A 16,074-nucleotide genomic window follows, 5' to 3' on the forward strand; every position below is an offset into this window, starting at 1 on the left:
CGAACCAGCGCATGACCCGCTGCCTTTCGAAGTGAGGCCGATTATCGGGGTATTATTTTTGACCTGAAATTCCCCGCCAGGGTTACCCTCACCGGAGGACACGATGGACTTCGAATGGCGAGATCTCGCTTTTCATCGGGAGATTGGTTCGGCCATCGACGCCCTCGATGGCCCGCATTTCTGGGCACGCCTCACGCGCGTGCTCGAGCGGCATCTCGGTTTCGACAACTGGGTCGCGCTGCGTTTCGCACGCGATGGCGCGCCGCTCGTGCTCGCCGAACAGGCGATGCCCGACGGCAAGATCGACCTGATGTTCCAGGACTATCTGGCCGCGCTCTATCAGCTCGATCCGTTCTATCTCGCCGCGTTCGAAACGCAGGCGTCGGGCTTCTACACGCTGGCCGACGTCGCGCCGGACAACTTCCGGATGACCGAGTACTACCAGCGCTACTTCAAGAAAAACATCGTCGGTGACGAAGTGCATTTCAACGTCGTGATCGACCGGGATCACACGCTGGGTTTTTCGCTCGGCAAAACGAGCAAGTACGACGAACGCGAGATGGCATTGCTCACGCTGTACTCGCCGTGGGTGCTGTCGTTGATGCAGCAGCGCATGCGCTTCGAGAAGTTCGCGGTGAAAGAAGCGCCGGGTACCACCGAAGGCGAAGCGCCCGACCTGCATGCGCGCTTCGGCATGCTGACCGGAAAGAACGGGCGCGGCGCGCTGACGACGCGCGAAATCGAAGTGGCGATGCTGTCCTTGAGCGGCTACTCGTCGCGTGCGATCGGGGAGAAACTGTCGATCTCGTTCGAGACCGTGCGCGCGCACAAAAAACACATCTACGCGAAGCTGGGTGTCGGATCGCAGTCCGAACTGTTTGCGATGTTCTACGACCCAGGGAGAACGAGCGAGCCCGCGTGACATGCGTGACTCGCGTCCAGATCGAGCCGCAGATTCGTCACGAACGCGGCCCCTGGTTCGTGGGACAGCGTGAATCCGAGCGATCGCGCGAGGCCGGTCATCGCATCGTTCTCGCTCAATGTCGTGCCGACCATGCGCTTCATGCCCGACCGTCTCGCCAGATCGATCAGGCTCGACAGCAGCGCACGGCCGAGTCCTTGCCGTTGCCACGCATCGTCGATCACGATCGCGCACTCGACGACATCGGATTCGCCATCGTTCATCGCGTAACGCGCGACGCCGATCAACCGTTCGCGGCCGCCGGGCCGAATCGTCGCGATCACCGCGCCTTCCCGCCGGCGATCGATGCGGGTCCATCGAACCATCTCGTCCTCGGTTGGCTTGCGCGCCGACATCAGCCGCATGTAGCGGCTCTGGTTCGACAGCCGGTCGACCAGGTCGCGTTCGATCTCGAGATCGCGGTGCTCGATCGCACGCAGGAGCACCGGCGTTTGGTCCCTCGCCTCCCAGATGTGCCGGATGCTGAGGGCCGGTGCGTCCGGCACCGCATCGCGGGACGGAGCTTGTTCGATCTCGATCGTATCCATCCATGCCTCCGCAGGGTTGGCGTGCTGCCCGCCGTGTGTCGGGATTCCTTTCGACACGGAAAGCAAACCGCTTTCGGCTGGCGCTTCATCATGCATCCAGTCTAGCGATACGCCCGCCTCTCCCCCAGGCGTGCCAGATCAAAGCGGTTTTCCAATCGCATCAATAATGCCGGCCGGCAGGCGGCGTAAGTACGACGGCCTGTCGGCACCGTGCGGCCCCGTCACGCGGGGCCTGCTCCCCGTTCGTCGCCGCTCGCGGCACCCGCATCCCGCCGCGCCGATTATTGACCGATCCGGAATGCCGCATTCAGCGCCACCCTCTTACTCCGCGTCGGAACGTTTCATACAGTGGCATCAAGCCCGGACGACAGCGCATCAGCGACGCCGCCCGGATCTTCCCTCCCGCGCATCGGATACGTCCATGGAACAGCCGCTTTTCTACTTCGACGATTTCACGGTCGGCGACACCTTCGTCGGCGACTCGGTCGAGGTCACCGAGGCCGACATCAAGCGCTTCGCCGCGGAATTCGATCCGCAGCCGTTCCATCTCGACGACGAAGCCGCGCGCGGCACGATGTTCGGCGGCCTGGCCGCCAGCGGCTGGCATACCGCGGCGATCACGATGCGGCTGCTCGTGCTGAGCGGGCCGAAGCTGGCGAACGGAATACTCGGCGCCGGCGCCGACGTCGAATGGAAACGGCCGACGCGCGCCGGCGACGTGCTGCGCGTCGAGAGCGAAGTCGTCGAACTGACGCCGTCCCGGTCGCGCCCGCAGTACGGCGTGCTGACGCTGCGAACCAGGACGGTCAATCAGCGCGGCGAAGTCGTGCAGATTCTGACCGCCAGGCTGATGGTCGAGCGTCGCGCCGCGTGACGCGCCCTGCCCTGCACCGCTCAACTAGCGGCGCGCAGCCGGATTGCGGTTTAATGGCGACTCCACTCTCGACTGGAGTCGCGCACATGGACCGCATCGCTGCGATGAATGCCTTCGTCCGCGTCGTGGAGGCCGGAACCTTCACGAAAGCGGCCGATACGCTCGACATGCCGAATGCGACGCTGACGCGGTTGATCCAGAAACTCGAGGAAGACCTGCAGGTGCGCCTGCTGCATCGCACCACGCGATCGGTGACGGTCACGCCCGAAGGGGCGATCTACTACGAGCGCGTCGTGCGGCTGCTCGCCGATCTCGCGGAAATCGAATCGTCGACGACCCATGCGCGCGCGAAGCCGTCCGGCAAGATTCGCGTGGATACGGCTGCGGCGATCGGCACGCTCGTTCTCGTGCCCGCGCTCGCGGCATTCTATGACGCCTACCCCGACGTCGAGATCGAACTCGATATCGGTAACAAGCGTACCGACCTGATCGCCGAAGGGATCGACTGCGCGATACGCGCGGGCGAAGTCGACGAGCAGTCGCTGGTCGCGCGGCAGATCGGCAGCTTCGGCTTCACGACCTGCGCGACGCCCGCGTTTCTCGACACGCACGGCACGCCTGCATCGCCGGATGCACTGCGCGATTTACCGACGCTCGGCATGATTCCTTCCCGCGGCGGCCGCTCGCTGCCGTTCCAGTTCTCGGAAGGCGGCAAAAGAAACGATCTCGCGCTGAATCATCGGCTCGTCGTGAACGATACGAATGCCTATCTGGCCGCGGGCCATGCGAACCTCGGCATCATCCAGGCGCCGTCCTATTCGGTCCGCGCCGCCATCGCCGCCGGCACGCTCGTGCCGATCCTGGAGGACTGGACGCCCCATGCGAATCCGGTCTACGTGATCTACGCGCCCAACCGCTACCTGAGCGCGAAAGTGCGGGTGTTCATCGACTGGGTCATCGCGCTGTTCGAGCGCGACGAACACCTCAGGCGCCGCTGACGCCGCAAACGCGGAGGGTTAGCCGTTCGCGGATTCGGCTTCCGCGTCGTCCGCACCACGTATTTCGCGCACGAGCCGTTCGATGCCGGCGTCATGGAGGCCGAGGCGCGCCAACGCGTGCACGGTCGAATCGAAGTAGTCGCGCGACGTGCCGAGCGGGCCGTGGCCGGTACGGATCAGGTGTGCGACACGGTCGAGCGCGTATCCGCCGAGGTAACGGTCGTGCGACCGGTTGACGACGAACGTCAGCGCGCGGATCGCCCGGCCGTCGACCTTCGCCGTAATCCAGCGCGGCTGGTATGAATCGGCCAGCATTTCGCGCCGCCACAGCAAGCGCAATTCGGCTTCGACCTTGGCCGCGTCGATCCGGTACAGCACGCCGTCGCATTTGCCGCCGCGGTCGAGCGCGAGCATCGCACCCGGTTGCTCGGGCGTGCCGCGCGCGATGATGAGCCGCAGGCAGAACGCGCGGTGCCAGCCGTCGACGCGCGCAACCGATGAGCCGGCCATGTCGAGCGCCGGATTCCACATCAGCGAACCGTATGCGAATACGTGGAGATCGCGCCCGGATGGGTGACGGTCGAGCGTGGCCCGCAACGTGCGTTCGAGTTCCGCATCGCTTCGCACCGTCATGCCGGCCGGCGGATCCGCGCGCAGCGCGTGCAGCAGCGTGCCTCGCGCCAGACGCTCGCGCGTCATCTCGTAGTCGGAGTCGGTGGTGCGTCGATCGTCGGACATGGCCGGATGCGATTGCGCGTCGTGGTGATGAAACGACTGTAGATTGCGCTGCCGGTGCGGGGAAGCCGAGCGCGAACAATGCGCTTTTGTCGCGAATGAAAAAGCGAACGCGATGTGGGCGACGTGCGACCAGCGGCCCTTTTCATCGGGCGGCACGATCGCCCCGGCATTTTTGTTCCAACTGGAACGTTGAATTGGAGCGGCGGCCATTTATCGCGGCGTCGTTCGATCCTAAGCTCCGCTCAACGACTGAAACACAGGTCGCTTCGCCCAATATTCCGGAGGTGGTCATCATGAAATCGCTGATTCGCACACTCGTCGTTGCATCCGCACTCGCCGCGCCGGCAGTCGTTTTCGCGCAGGAAGCCCAGCCGCTGACGCGCGCGCAGGTTCGCGCCGAACTCGTCGAGCTGGAGCATGCCGGTTACAACCCGATGGACTACTACTACGCGGAAAGCCTGCAGGCCGCCGAAGCGAAGGTTGCACGCCAGCATGAACGTGACGCGCAGACCGAATCCGGCAGCAAGCAGGTCATGGTCCAGGCGGAAGCGCATTCGCCGCTGAACGTCACGCGGAAATGAAGTGTCGCGGTGCACGGGAACCGGCTTTCCGTGCACCAGCTGCTACGCCCTTCTCGCTTACCTCAACGCGCGACGGAGCACTTTCCCGACCGGTGACTTCGGCAACGCGTCGATAAATTCGAATTGTCGAGGCACCTTGTACGCGGTCAGGTGCTCGCGGGCGAATCGCTGCAGAACGTCTGCGGTGAGTTCGCGCCGCCGTGACACCACGAACACCTTGAGCGCTTCACCCGTCTTTTCGTCCGGAACGCCGATACACGCGCACTCGACGACTGCGTCATGCAGGCTGATGACGGCCTCGATCTCGTTCGGGTAGACGTTGAATCCGGACACCAGCACGACGTCCTTCTTGCGATCGACGATCGACAGGAATCCGTCCTTGTCGAGCATGCCGATATCGCCGGTTCGAAGATAACCGTCGGCGGTAAAGGTATCGCGGGTTTCCTCCGGCCGGTTCCAGTAGCCGCTCATGACCTGCGGGCCCTTTACCGTGATTTCGCCCGGTGTGCCGATCGGCGCCTCGTCCCCCTCTTCGTCCAGCAGCTTGATGTCGGTCGACGGAAACGGCACGCCGACGCTATCTCGGCGCGCGAATGCATGAGGCGGCGTGGCACAGACGCTGGGCGAGGCCTCGGTCAACCCGTAGGCACTGAGAAGATGGCAGCCGGTCAGTTCGAACCACCTTCTCGCGACGCTCGCCTCCACCTGCGCGCCGGCGCCGATCGTTTGCCGGAGGCAACTGAAATCCAGTGCACGAAACGGCTCGTGTTCGAGCAGCGCATTGAACAACGTGTTGACGCCAAGCAGAAACGTAAAGCGATGGGCGCGGAACGCGTTCGCGAAATGTTCGAGATCGCGCGGGTTCGGGATCAGCACGTTCTTGCATGTCATCGCCACCGAAAAGAAGCAGCCGACGGCCAGCCCCATGATGTGATAGATCGGCAGGACGGTCACGAGACACTCGTCACCGCGCGTGAAATCGGCGCCGAACCAGTCGCACATGATCCGGGTGTTCGCGATGATGTTCCGGTGCGACAGAATGGCCGCCTTGTTTTTTCCCGTCGTGCCGCCTGTGTACTGCAAGAACGCATTCATGTCCGGTGTCACGACCGGATCGCGATAGGCCACGGTGCGACCTGTCAGGAGCGCGTCCTTGAACCGGCACCGCTCCCCTTGCTCCGGACGCGCAGCGGGCATGGCCGTTTGTCGCGCCCACTGCGCAAACGACGGCATTTCGTCGGCCGCCGCGACGACGACCCGGCAGGGCCGTCCGTCGACGTCGGCCGGCACCACGTCCAGCGCCGATTCCGCCACGACGAGCAGGCTCGCGCCGCTATCCTGCAGATTGAACAGCACCTCGCGCGCCGTATAGAACGGATTCAGGTTCACGAGCGTGAGGCCCGCCCGTAGCGCGCCGAACACGACGACGGGATAGTGAAGCAGGTTCGGCAGCATGATCGCGACGCGGTCGCCGGCATGCAGCCCTTCGACGTTCAACAAGTAGCCGGCGAACGCGCGACTGAGCGTATCCAGCTCCCGATAACTCAGTGTCGAGCCCAGACATACCATAGCCGTCTCGTCGGGGCGCGCGTCGGCGGCCCGGGTGAGGAAATCGACCGCCGACCGATAGCTTTTGATGTCGATGTCCGCGGGAACACCTTCCTGGTACTGCCGCTGCCAGATTCTCTTCATGCTGCCTGCCCCCTGACTGGGTTCGTTCAATCGGCCGCGAGTGCGTCGCGCACGAAGTCGAGCCGGTCCTGCCCGAAGAACATGTGTTCGCCGACGAACATCGTTGGCGCGCCGAAGAGCCCTCTGGCAACCGCCGCCTCGGTATCCGCCTTCAGCTTGTCCTTGACCGCCTGGTCCTGGCTGATCTCGTAGAGCAGCCGAGGATCGAGATCGGCGTCTCGCAAGACCTTTTGCAACGTCTCCATGTCGCCGAGGTTCTGCGGCGTTTCCCACATCGCCCGGAACATCGCGTCGACATATCGCTGGAACAACGCTTCGTCGCGCATCTGCGTGCCGGTGGCGCCGCGCATCAGGACCAGCGTGTTGATGGGGAAATACGGGTTGTATGCGAAGCGCACGCCGTACTTGCGCGCGAACCGTTCGAGATCCTTGCGCATCCACGCGGACTTGGCGGGGATCGTTGCCGGCGACGCATTGTTCGTCGCCTTGTGGATACCGCCCAGCAGGACCGGCTTGAAGACGAGTTCCGCCTGATGGTCGGCGGCGATACCGGGAAGCTGGGTCCACGCGAGGTAGGCCGTCGGGCTGCCGAAGTCGAAGTAGAAGTCGATGCGTTTGCTCATGGAGATTCCTGTTGGATTGCGGGCCGTCGAGACGGATGACTCACCACGTCTCGCGCCACGGCCGCAGATCCAGCTCGTGCGTCCACGCATCGCGAGGTTGGGTATGCAGATGCCAGTAGTTGTCGGCGATGTGATCCGGATTGAGGATGCCGTCTTCCGCCTTCGTCGCGTACCGCTCCGGGAAATTCTCGCGAATGAATTCGGTGTCGATCGCGCCGTCCACCACGACGTGCGCGACATGGATGTTCTTCTTTCCCAGTTCGCGCGCCATGCTCTGGGCCAGTGCACGCAGTGCATGCTTGGCGCCGGCGAACGCGGCGAAATTGGCGGACCCGCGAATGGCGGCGGTCGCGCCGGTGAAGATGATGGTTCCCCGCTCTCGCCCGACCATGCGCTTCGCCACTTCCCGGCCGAACAGGAAGCCGCTGAAGCAGGCCATTTCCCAGATCTTGTAGTACTTGCGCGCGGTTTCCTCGAGGATGCTGCACGGCACGTTCGCACCGATGTTGAAGACCATCGCCTCGATCGGGCCGATCTCCTGTTCGATCCGCGACACGACATCGATCACGTCTTCCTCCTTGCGCGCATCGGCCCCGAAACCGACCGCCGCCCCGCCCTCGGCCTCGATTTGCCGGATCAACGGTTCGAGCTTGTCCGCCTGGCGACGCACCACGCAGGCCACCAGCCCTTCGCGCGCGAAGCGTCGCGCGATGGCGCCGCCGGTCGCATCGCCGGCGCCGATGACGAGCGCTGCCGGTCGGCCCTTCACGATCTCATTGGTCATCTCTTCTCCTTCATTGATTAACGGTCGTTTACTTATAGGGCACAGGTCCCGATCTGCCTAGTCATTGATTACCCTAGTACTGTCCGGATTTCGCGGAAAGGCGGTTGACGGCCTCCGGCGGCGCCAGGCGGGCGTGCTAACATCGATTGGCCCTTTTCCGCGTCAACCTTGGCGTTCGTGATCGCTGCGAGTCCAGGCTTGAATGGCCGGCAACGGACGGCTATTCTGAATTTGAATTTTTTGCCAACGATGGATCCCGGCGACCATGCGCTACTCAAGTACCCACAAGGAAGAAACCCGCCAGAAGCTGATCGCCCAGAGCCGAGCGATCGCGAAGCGCGGCGGTTTTGCGACAACGGGCATCGATGCGTTGATGGCGTCGATCGGGCTCACCGGCGGTGCCTTCTATACGCACTTCCCTTCGAAGCAGGCGCTGTTTGAAGCGCTCGTCAGCGAAGAGGTCGAGAAGAGCGCGGAGATGCTGGCCGGGGACGATGCGTCGCCGGCCGACCATGTCGCACGTTGTTTGCGAAACTACCTGAGTTCGGTTCATGCGTTGCACCCGGAGGACGGCTGCGTGTTGCCGACCCTCGGGTCGGAGATCGCACGCGCGGAACCGGAGGTTCGGGAAGTCGTGGAGCAGGCACTCAAGCGCACGCAAAAGAGCTGGAGCGGCCGCACGGGCGATGCCGATGCGGCATGGGCACTGATTGCCCAATGTGTCGGCGCATTGGTGCTCGCACGCTCCGTGGAGTCGGAGCGCACGCGCAAGGAGATTCTTGCCGCCAGCCGGCGCTTTCTTGGCAAGGCGCTGGCGATCGATTCGCTGCGCTGAGCCGGGTCTTCACCTCTCGCCGGCGCCCGTGCTAGCGCTGCCAGCGCGCCGGCTCCAGCCAGATCGGGAACGACAGGATCACCGCCAGTCCGCGCCGGTCGATACCGTCCGCGACGTCGACCGACCCGCCGTGAGACGCGGCGATTCGCGCGACCAGCGACAGGCCGATGCCGCTTCCCGGCTGTACCGTACCGGGCACCCGGTAGAAGCGTTCGAAGATCCGCGCACGCTCGTCGACCGGCACGCCCGGCCCGTCGTCCGCGATACGCAGCCTGACCCGCGCGCCATCCGCGTCCGCTGGACTGTCGCACGTGATCTCGACCCGCCCGCCTTCGCGGCCGTAACGCAGCGCGTTGTCGAGCACGTTACGTACCGCAATCGCGATCTCGTCCAGGTCGCCCCAGACGTGCACCGGTTCGACCGCGACCCGCATCGTCTGTCGGCGTGCATGCGCCGCCGCGTCGAAGTCGCTCGTGATCAGCGCAACGAGTCGCGACAGGTCCACCGGCCCGTGCTGCTCCGCGCGCGATCCGGCATCCAGCCGCGCCAGTTCGAGCAATTGCCCGGTTAGCCGCGCGCTGCGCTCGACGCCCGTGGCCAGCCGGCGCAGGGCTGCGTCCTTGTCCGCCAGACTGTCCGCCCGCAACGCCACTTCCGCCTGAGCCGACAACGCCGCCAGCGGAATGCGCAACTCGTGCGCCGCATCGCCGATGAAACGGCGCTCGGTGTCGACGGCCTGACTCAGCCGCGCGAGCAGACGATTGAACGATTCGACGAGCGGCCGGAGTTCGCGCGGCAGCGTCGTCAGCGGCAACGGCGAGAAATCGAATGCGGCCTTCCGCTGGATCGTGCGCTGAACGTCGCGCACCGGCCCGAACGACCAGCGGATCACCCACCAGATCGCGACGCCCAGCATCCCGAGCATCAGCGCCGTATTGAACAGGCCGAGTTGCAGCGCATTGCTCGCCTTCTCCTGCCAGGTCGTGGCCGGGCCGCCCGTCTGAACGCGAATCCGGCGCGCCGGATCCGACAGCGAGTAGACCCGCCAGGTCTCGTCGTGCGCGACGCCACGCCCGGTGCTCACACCGTATCCGTCCTGCGGATCGGCCTTGAGCGCCGGCCCCGGCGCATCCGCGCTGTGCATCACGTTGCGGCCATCGACCCAGATCTGGAATGCGACGTCGTACTTGCCGTACGCGGCTTTCGGCAATACCGCCTGAGCGCTTGCTTCGGGTAGCCGATCGATCGCATCGGGCAACGACAACAGCAGCAGTTGCGCGGCGCCCTCGAGCATGCCGTCGCGCCAGCCGCGCTGTTCGCGCCACAGGCCGATGCCGAGAAACGCGCCCCAGCCCGCCCAGAACACGATGACCGTCGCCATCACGGTCGCGAGCAGGCGCAGGCGTAGCGACTTCATGCCGTGCCCTCCCCGACGCGATAGCCGAAGCCATGCACCGTCACGATCAGTTCGTCGCCGAGCTTGCGCCGAAGCTGATGGATGTACACCGCGATCGTGTTGCTTTCGATCGCGCCGTCGTTGCCGTACACGCGCTCTTCGAGCTGCGTGCGCGTGACGATGCGCCCTTGCCGCTCCATCAGCGCGACCAGCGTCCGGTACTCGTGAATGCTGAGCGCAACGGGTTCGCCGGCGCGCGTGACTTCCTTGCGCGCCGGATCGACGTGTACGTCGCGGTAGATCAACCGCTCCGACACGCGGCCCTGGCTGCGGCGCGTCAGCGCGCGAAGCCGCGCATAGAGCTCTTCCAGCTGGAACGGCTTGACCAGATAGTCGTCGGCGCCTGCGTCGAGGCCGCGGATCCGGTCGCTCAGCTGATCGCGCGCGGTGACGATCAATACCGGTGTCGGGTCGTAGTTCTCGCGCATCGCGGCGAGCAGCGTGAAACCGGACGCGCCCGGCAACTGCAGGTCGAGCAGCACCGCGTCGTAGCCGTGATCGACCAGCGCGAGCCGCGCGGCCGGCACGTCGGCCGACCAGTCCGCACGCCAGCCGTTCTGCGCCAGGCCGGCACGAACGGCATCGGCCAGCATGACATCGTCTTCCACCAACAGGATATGCATCGGTTTCGCTCCTCGAATGACGAGGTCACCAGCCTGACGGACCGCGATTAAAAACTTCTTAAAGCCAGGGGGCCACGATCCGTGTCGATCGCCGCATTGCCGGTGCAATGCATCTGGCGCTGACTCGAGAGGCCCGCCATGACCGTGTTCTGTCGTTCGATTCCGTTGCTGCGATGCAAGGCGGCACGGGGTTCCACCCTCGCGCCGTCCCGGTGCGGGCCATTCTGGCATGGAATGTCGTGCGTGTTGCGCGCCTGCCGCACGGGAGCGGCGCGATGAACCAGTTCGCCACGCTCGTCCCGTTCGGCCTCGCGCTCAGCCTCGCCGGTACCAATAGCATCGCCTGCCTCGTCGGCCTGTCGCTGATCGAGCGGCTGATCCCCGTGCTGCCGTCGCACGTACTGCTCACGATGATCGGTGTCGCCAGCGCGCAAGGGGTATGGACGATGCCGGAAGCGATCATTGTCACGGTGCTCGGCAGCTTCGCGGGCTGCCTGTTTCATTACGCGCTCGGCAATCTGTGGCCGGAAGAGCGCGCGCTGACCCTGCTGCGCCGCCTCGCGCCCCTCGGCAGGCTGCAGCCCGCAAGAATGGACGCGCTGATCGCGGGAATCCGCGCGCGGCCGACGCGCCTCGCACTGTGGTCGCAACTGGTGCCGTTCGTCCGGCTCGTCGCGCCGGCGCTCGCCGGATTGCTGGAAACGAGTTTCGCTCGTTTTGCGTCGGGCGCCGCGGCCGGTATCGCGCTATGGAACACGCTGTTCATCACGGCTGGCTATCTGGCCGCGCAGGTAACCATCTAGCCGGACATTTCAGTTACCGATCGATTCCGCCAGGAGCTTGTCGATGCGAATCCCCGAATGGATGTTGTTCCTGCGGTCCTGGTTGCGCCATCCGCGCCGGGTCGGCGCGCTTGCGCCGTCCGGCCCGGCGCTCGCCGCACTGATTACCGCGCACATTCCGCGCGGCGGCGCATCCGTGATCGAACTCGGTGCGGGCACCGGCGTGTTCACGCGCGCACTGCTCGCACGCGGCGTCGCGAGCGACAGGCTGGTGCTGGTGGAAGCCGATCCGGCCTTCGCGAACGCCTTGCGGCATCAGTTTCCCGCGCTGCGGATCATGCAGATGGATGCGGCCCAGCTCGGCATGACGGGGGATTTCTTCGGCGGGGAGCGCGCCCATGTTATTGTGAGCGGATTGCCACTCGTCGCGATGCCGGTCGAACAGGCCGTCGCGATCGTTCACTGCGCCTTCGCGCGCCACCTGGCTGCCGGTGGTGCGTTCTACCAATTCACGTATGTGCCGCGCTGTCCGATCCCGGCGCGTTATCTGGAGGCTATGCGCCTTCGCGCAGTCCGAGTCGGCATCGCGTGGATGAACTTCCCGCCCGCCTTCGTGTATCGCTTCGAACGTCGGTTCGATGCGGCCGGCCACCAGCGGCCTGGCACGCGGCCTCTGTCAGAGGTAGTCGCGCAAGCCACTTCTTCAACCAGCCTCGACACAACCCGATTCTCCCGTACACCATCACTCGACTCGAGCGGCGCCGGGCAGTCAACAGACGGAAGTCCATCATCATGAACGCTCTCGGGTACTGGCTGATGCTCGGCCTGCTACGGCTCCTGGCCATTCTTCCGTACGCGCTGGTCGCGCGAACCGGCAGCGGCATCGGCGCCGCGCTTTACCGCATACCGAGCCGCCGCAAACACGTGGTGCATGTGAACCTGCAGCTCTGCTTTCCGCTGAAGACCGACGCGGAACGCGACGTGCTCGCGCGTGCCCATTTCGAACATGTCGTGCGGAGCTACCTGGAGCGCGGCTTCCAGTGGTTCGGCAGCGCGCGCTCGATCAATCGGCTGGTCGAACTGGACAGCCACATCGATCTCCACGATCCGGATGCGCCGCCGACGATCTTCATGGGTTTTCACTTCGTCGGCATCGAGGTGGGCTGCATGCTCTATTCGTCGTCGCTGCCCGTGGCGGCGCTCTACACGCGCATGTCGAACCGTCGCATGTGCGATCTCGCCAAGCGTCAGCGCGGACGCTTCGGCGCCGAGATGATCGAACGCAGCGCGAGCGCGAAACACCTCGTCAGGCTGCTGCGCGCGGGCACCCCGGTGATGCTCGCCGCGGACATGGATCACGGCACGACAGGTTCGGTGTTCGCGCCGCTGTTCGGCGTGCAGGCCTGCACGCTGACGTCGGTATCGCGGCTGGCGAAGCTGAGCGGCGCGCGGGTCGTGCCGTTCGTGACCGAAGTGCTGCCGGACTTTCGCGGCTACAAGCTGACCATCTTCGAACCGCTCGGCAGTTATCCGACCGATAGCGAGTCGATCGACGCGCGCACGATGAATGCGTTTCTCGAAGCGCAGATCCTGCGATTTCCCGAGCAGTACTACTGGGTGCACCGGCGCTTCAAGCATCGTCCGGCCGGCGAGCCAGGCGTTTATTGACGGCTGCGTGAGCGGCACGGCCGGTGGCCGCGGCCGTCATACGCCGCCGTTCGTGCCGACCAGCCCGGACGCTTGCAGATCGCTCAGGTCGGGAACCGTCGACGAAAACGCCGTCGACTGCATCGCTCGCTGTGCGAGACGCGCCAGTTGCGGGAAGGCATCGCCAGTGATCGCGTGCGGCATGACGACCGCGGCACTCTGAAACGCGATGACCGTCATGATGTCGGCTTGCGAAATGCGTGCGCCGAGCAACCACGGTTCTGCATGCGCTGCATTCAGTACGCCGAAGCCGGCCTGCATCTGCTCCAGGTAGCCGGCCTGCAGATGCGGCAGCCGGTGAGATTCGGGGCGCAGCATCAGTTCGTCGCAATAGCGCGCCAGCTTGTCGTAACAAGCCGCCGCATAGCTGACGAGCTGCATCGCGCGCACCCGCTCCGGGCCGCCGGCAGGCATCAGGCGTTGCTCGGCCGGGACGAGGCTGTCGAGATAATCGACGATCGCGCCGCTGTCGATGAGCACCTGCCCGTCGTCCAGTTGCAGCGCCGGGACCCGCTTCATCGGGCTGAATGCCGCGACGCGCTCCGGTTGCAGGTATGCGTGATAAGGCAGATGCTCGAACGGAATGTTCAGCAGATTCAAGGTCACGCCGGCACGGCGCGTGTACCCGGACAACCACGGACCCACCAGTTTCATCGCGCACGCTCCACGGACATCGGTTGAACGACTTGGCGAAATCCAGTTTAAGTCAATTCATTCACGCTCAACCTGCACGCGCGCAGCGGCTGCCGACCAGTCGGGCAATCGCGTAGCCGCCGTGGCGTGTAGCGGCCTTTCCTGCCGCGGTTTAGACTGCGCGCTGGGCGTAACGGCCCGGGTTGCGGCCTCCCGTGCGTATCGAACGCGACGGCGGCTTCATGAATTTTCAACGCGTCGTTCTGGAAGGTTCGCGTCATGGATATCGTGTTGGCCATGAGAGTATTCGCCCGCGTCGTGGAAACGAAAAGCTTCACGCGTGCGGCCGAGACGATGGACCTGACACGCGGGCGCGTGACCGTGATCGTCCAGAGCCTCGAAGCGCACCTGAAAGCCCGGCTGCTGCAGCGCACCACGCGCAGCCTGAACCTCACGGCGGACGGCGCGGCCTATTACGAGCGATGCGTGCGCGTGCTCGCGGATCTCGACGACATCGAGAATTCGTTTCTCGGCAAGGAGCGCTCGCCGCGCGGCAGGCTGCGGGTAGACATGCCCGGCGCGCTCGGGCGCGTCATCGTCATGCCCGCGCTGAGCGATTTTCATGCGCGCTATCCGGACATCGACCTGATGCTCGGCCTCGGCGACAAGCCGCTGGACCTGGTCCAGGAAGGCATCGACTGCGTGGTGCGGATCGGCACGCTGCAGGATTCGTCGCTCGTGGCGCGACGCGTCGGCATCTATCAGGGCGTGACCGTCGCGAGCCCCGGCTATCTCGAACAATCCGGCACCCCGCAGACACTCGAAGAACTCGCCGATCACCGTACCGTGAACTATTACTGGGGGCGCACGGGGCGGATCATGCCGCTCACGTTCGACGTCGACGGCAAAGCGGTCGAGGTGAGGATGCGCGGCCCCATTGCCGTGAACGACGCCGAGGCCTATCTGAGCGGTGCGCTGAAGGGCCTCGGCATCGTCCAGGGCGCCCGTTTCCTCGCGCTGCCGCACCTCGAATCGGGTGCGCTGGTCGAGATCCTGTCGCAATGGAAACCCCTGCCGCTGCCGATCTCCGCGGTCTATCCGCACAATCGCCACCTCTCCGCCACCGTGCGCGCGTTCGTCGACTGGATCGCCGAGCTGTTCCGCAACGATCCGCGGCTGTCCAGCACGCCCGAGGCGGATGCGCGCTGCGGCCCGGTCAGCATCGACGCACAGGATGGCGACGCGCTCGACCCGGACGATGACGAGGAAGAGCCGATAGCGTAGCCAGGCCCCGCCGGCAAAGGCTGCCGCATTGTTCTCGCGGAGAGAACACTGTTGCGGCAAACACGAGATTTATCCGTTCCGCGGTAACAACCAGAATGCGTTCATTGTTCAAGCACATGAGAACGCAGCCGCGTTGACTGGTATGTCTACCGTTTCCCTTTCAGGTTTGCTGGTCGAAGAAGCGCGTATCGCCGGCTACAGCCAGCCGATCGACGTGCGCAGCTTCCGGCCGTCGACGCACCGGCACCCGCTCTCGATCGTCCTCTATTTCCACGGCGGCCTGTTTACCGCCGGCTCGCTCGACGACACGAATGCCGTCTGCGAGACGCTCGCGTTGCAGGCGCGTGCATGGGTGCTGTCCGTCGGCTACTCGCTCGCCCCGGCCTTCCCGTTTCCGAATGCGGTGGAAGACGCGCATCGTGCGTTGCAGTGGGTGCGCGCGGAAGCCAGGGCGATGCGTGCGGACAAGCGGCAGATGGCCGTCGCCGGCCACGACGCCGGCGCGAATATCGCCACCGGCCTTGCCGCGATTGCGCGCGACCGCGGCGACGCCGGCATCCGTGCGCAGGTGCTGCTCGCCCCGCTGCTCGACCCGAGCATGACGCGCATCGGCCGGGACGCGATGCACGCGGCATCCGCGATCGACACGCTGGCCGCCAGCTACCGCGCGTATCTGCCGACGCTGTCGCAGCGCGTTCATCCGTATGCCGCACCGCTCGAATCGTGCCGCCTCGCCCATCTGCCAGCCACGTTCATCGCCACGGTCGAGCACGACCCGCTGCATATCGAAGCCGAACATTACGCCGCGTCGTTGATCGCCGCGGGCGTCCCTACGGAATGTGCGCGTTTTGCCGGCACGACGCGCGCCGGCATCGCGACGCATGCGCCGACGCTGCTCGCGGCCAGCGGTTTCCTGCAGCGCCAGCTTGCGGGCAGTTGACCGGCCATCGCTTTC

17 protein-coding genes and 1 pseudogene are annotated in these 16,074 nt (G+C 65.2%); 10 read left to right on the forward strand and 8 right to left on the reverse strand.

What is annotated here, in order from left to right:
* Nucleotides 1-103: 103 nt before the first annotated feature.
* A complete protein-coding gene (locus tag ACTRWB_RS18740) occupies nt 104-922 on the forward strand; it encodes a response regulator transcription factor (protein ID WP_343491301.1) in 819 nt (272 codons plus the stop codon).
* Here the strand turns inward: ACTRWB_RS18740 and ACTRWB_RS18745 are convergent.
* Nucleotides 889-1,509, reverse strand: coding sequence for an N-acetyltransferase family protein (locus tag ACTRWB_RS18745; protein WP_446902833.1), 621 nt, complete (start codon nt 1,507-1,509; stop codon nt 889-891). The genes ACTRWB_RS18740 and ACTRWB_RS18745 overlap by 34 nt on opposite strands.
* A 421-nt stretch (nt 1,510-1,930) precedes the next feature.
* Here ACTRWB_RS18745 and ACTRWB_RS18750 point away from each other — a divergent pair, with 421 nt between their 5' ends.
* A complete protein-coding gene (locus ACTRWB_RS18750; protein ID WP_412021788.1) occupies nt 1,931-2,383 on the forward strand; it encodes a MaoC family dehydratase in 453 nt (150 codons plus the stop codon).
* Between the two features lie 86 nt (nt 2,384-2,469).
* Nucleotides 2,470-3,381 carry a LysR substrate-binding domain-containing protein gene (locus tag ACTRWB_RS18755; protein WP_446902834.1) on the forward strand — a complete coding sequence of 304 codons (912 nt, stop codon included), beginning with the start codon at nt 2,470-2,472 and terminating at the stop codon, nt 3,379-3,381.
* A gap of 18 nt (nt 3,382-3,399) precedes the next feature.
* On the opposite strand, the gene ACTRWB_RS18760 is transcribed toward ACTRWB_RS18755, so the two are convergent.
* The gene (locus ACTRWB_RS18760; protein WP_446902835.1) at nt 3,400-4,119 is read right to left on the reverse strand and encodes a gamma-glutamylcyclotransferase; all 720 of its coding nucleotides are present in this window, start codon (nt 4,117-4,119) and stop codon (nt 3,400-3,402) included.
* Nucleotides 4,120-4,412: 293 nt separating this feature from the next.
* Between ACTRWB_RS18760 and ACTRWB_RS18765 the strand changes: the two genes are divergently transcribed.
* A complete protein-coding gene (locus tag ACTRWB_RS18765; RefSeq protein ID WP_446902836.1) occupies nt 4,413-4,700 on the forward strand; it encodes a DUF4148 domain-containing protein in 288 nt (95 codons plus the stop codon).
* A 57-nt stretch (nt 4,701-4,757) separates the two neighbouring features.
* Here ACTRWB_RS18765 and ACTRWB_RS18770 read toward each other — a convergent pair whose 3' ends face one another.
* Genes ACTRWB_RS18770 through ACTRWB_RS18780 form a run of 3 tightly spaced genes read right to left on the reverse strand, consistent with a single transcriptional unit; the run spans nt 4,758 to nt 7,799 of the window.
* A complete protein-coding gene (locus ACTRWB_RS18770; protein ID WP_446902837.1) occupies nt 4,758-6,422 on the reverse strand; it encodes an AMP-binding protein in 1,665 nt (554 codons plus the stop codon).
* Entirely contained in the window at nt 6,419-7,015 is a 597-nt protein-coding gene (locus ACTRWB_RS18775; protein WP_446902838.1) for a DsbA family protein, read from the reverse strand. Before ACTRWB_RS18775 ends, ACTRWB_RS18770 begins: the two co-directional genes overlap by 4 nt.
* A 40-nt stretch (nt 7,016-7,055) precedes the next feature.
* Nucleotides 7,056-7,799 carry an SDR family oxidoreductase gene (locus ACTRWB_RS18780; protein ID WP_446902839.1) on the reverse strand — a complete coding sequence of 248 codons (744 nt, stop codon included), beginning with the start codon at nt 7,797-7,799 and terminating at the stop codon, nt 7,056-7,058.
* A 265-nt stretch (nt 7,800-8,064) separates the two neighbouring features.
* Between ACTRWB_RS18780 and ACTRWB_RS18785 the strand changes: the two genes are divergently transcribed.
* Nucleotides 8,065-8,634, forward strand: a complete 570-nt coding sequence (locus tag ACTRWB_RS18785) for a TetR/AcrR family transcriptional regulator (protein ID WP_446902840.1) — start codon at nt 8,065-8,067, stop codon at nt 8,632-8,634.
* Nucleotides 8,635-8,665: 31 nt separating this feature from the next.
* On the opposite strand, the gene ACTRWB_RS18790 is transcribed toward ACTRWB_RS18785, so the two are convergent.
* Nucleotides 8,666-10,051: an ATP-binding protein gene (locus ACTRWB_RS18790; RefSeq protein ID WP_446902841.1), complete on the reverse strand. Its 1,386-nt coding sequence runs from the start codon at nt 10,049-10,051 to the stop codon at nt 8,666-8,668.
* Nucleotides 10,048-10,713 (reverse strand): response regulator transcription factor, encoded by a 666-nt coding sequence (locus tag ACTRWB_RS18795; RefSeq protein ID WP_446902842.1) that lies wholly within the window; start codon nt 10,711-10,713, stop codon nt 10,048-10,050. Before ACTRWB_RS18795 ends, ACTRWB_RS18790 begins: the two co-directional genes overlap by 4 nt.
* A gap of 107 nt (nt 10,714-10,820) precedes the next feature.
* Here ACTRWB_RS18795 and ACTRWB_RS18800 point away from each other — a divergent pair, with 107 nt between their 5' ends.
* From ACTRWB_RS18800 to ACTRWB_RS18810, 3 genes and pseudogenes are all read left to right on the forward strand, one after another.
* Nucleotides 10,821-11,516 carry a DedA family protein gene (locus tag ACTRWB_RS18800; protein ID WP_446902843.1) on the forward strand — a complete coding sequence of 232 codons (696 nt, stop codon included), beginning with the start codon at nt 10,821-10,823 and terminating at the stop codon, nt 11,514-11,516.
* A gap of 43 nt (nt 11,517-11,559) precedes the next feature.
* Nucleotides 11,560-12,174 (forward strand): annotated as a pseudogene (locus ACTRWB_RS18805) (class I SAM-dependent methyltransferase); the annotation flags it as partial.
* Nucleotides 12,175-12,287: 113 nt separating this feature from the next.
* Entirely contained in the window at nt 12,288-13,163 is an 876-nt protein-coding gene (locus ACTRWB_RS18810) for a lipid A biosynthesis lauroyl acyltransferase (RefSeq protein ID WP_343491312.1), read from the forward strand.
* Nucleotides 13,164-13,199: 36 nt separating this feature from the next.
* Here ACTRWB_RS18810 and ACTRWB_RS18815 read toward each other — a convergent pair whose 3' ends face one another.
* A complete protein-coding gene (locus ACTRWB_RS18815; protein ID WP_446902844.1) occupies nt 13,200-13,856 on the reverse strand; it encodes a glutathione S-transferase family protein in 657 nt (218 codons plus the stop codon).
* A gap of 258 nt (nt 13,857-14,114) precedes the next feature.
* Between ACTRWB_RS18815 and ACTRWB_RS18820 the strand changes: the two genes are divergently transcribed.
* Nucleotides 14,115-15,119: a LysR substrate-binding domain-containing protein gene (locus ACTRWB_RS18820; protein WP_446902845.1), complete on the forward strand. Its 1,005-nt coding sequence runs from the start codon at nt 14,115-14,117 to the stop codon at nt 15,117-15,119.
* Nucleotides 15,120-15,261: 142 nt separating this feature from the next.
* Nucleotides 15,262-16,059: an alpha/beta hydrolase gene (locus tag ACTRWB_RS18825; protein WP_446902846.1), complete on the forward strand. Its 798-nt coding sequence runs from the start codon at nt 15,262-15,264 to the stop codon at nt 16,057-16,059.
* Nucleotides 16,060-16,074: the final 15 nt, after the last annotated feature.

The organism is Burkholderia sp. YIM B11467 (assembly GCF_052952715.1).

Coding starts and splice junctions, on each gene's coding strand:
- ACTRWB_RS18765 (WP_446902836.1), top strand. CDS start 4,413: ATGAAATCGCTGATTCGCACACTCGTCGTTGCATCCGCACTCGCCGCG.
- ACTRWB_RS18745 (WP_446902833.1), bottom strand. CDS start 1,509: ATGGATACGATCGAGATCGAACAAGCTCCGTCCCGCGATGCGGTGCCG.
- ACTRWB_RS18825 (WP_446902846.1), top strand. CDS start 15,262: ATGTCTACCGTTTCCCTTTCAGGTTTGCTGGTCGAAGAAGCGCGTATC.
- ACTRWB_RS18755 (WP_446902834.1), top strand. CDS start 2,470: ATGGACCGCATCGCTGCGATGAATGCCTTCGTCCGCGTCGTGGAGGCC.
- ACTRWB_RS18790 (WP_446902841.1), bottom strand. CDS start 10,051: ATGAAGTCGCTACGCCTGCGCCTGCTCGCGACCGTGATGGCGACGGTC.
- ACTRWB_RS18750 (WP_412021788.1), top strand. CDS start 1,931: ATGGAACAGCCGCTTTTCTACTTCGACGATTTCACGGTCGGCGACACC.
- ACTRWB_RS18780 (WP_446902839.1), bottom strand. CDS start 7,799: ATGACCAATGAGATCGTGAAGGGCCGACCGGCAGCGCTCGTCATCGGC.
- ACTRWB_RS18820 (WP_446902845.1), top strand. CDS start 14,115: ATGGATATCGTGTTGGCCATGAGAGTATTCGCCCGCGTCGTGGAAACG.
- ACTRWB_RS18815 (WP_446902844.1), bottom strand. CDS start 13,856: ATGAAACTGGTGGGTCCGTGGTTGTCCGGGTACACGCGCCGTGCCGGC.
- ACTRWB_RS18760 (WP_446902835.1), bottom strand. CDS start 4,119: ATGTCCGACGATCGACGCACCACCGACTCCGACTACGAGATGACGCGC.
- ACTRWB_RS18785 (WP_446902840.1), top strand. CDS start 8,065: ATGCGCTACTCAAGTACCCACAAGGAAGAAACCCGCCAGAAGCTGATC.
- ACTRWB_RS18800 (WP_446902843.1), top strand. CDS start 10,821: ATGCATCTGGCGCTGACTCGAGAGGCCCGCCATGACCGTGTTCTGTCG.
- ACTRWB_RS18810 (WP_343491312.1), top strand. CDS start 12,288: ATGAACGCTCTCGGGTACTGGCTGATGCTCGGCCTGCTACGGCTCCTG.
- ACTRWB_RS18740 (WP_343491301.1), top strand. CDS start 104: ATGGACTTCGAATGGCGAGATCTCGCTTTTCATCGGGAGATTGGTTCG.
- ACTRWB_RS18795 (WP_446902842.1), bottom strand. CDS start 10,713: ATGCATATCCTGTTGGTGGAAGACGATGTCATGCTGGCCGATGCCGTT.
- ACTRWB_RS18775 (WP_446902838.1), bottom strand. CDS start 7,015: ATGAGCAAACGCATCGACTTCTACTTCGACTTCGGCAGCCCGACGGCC.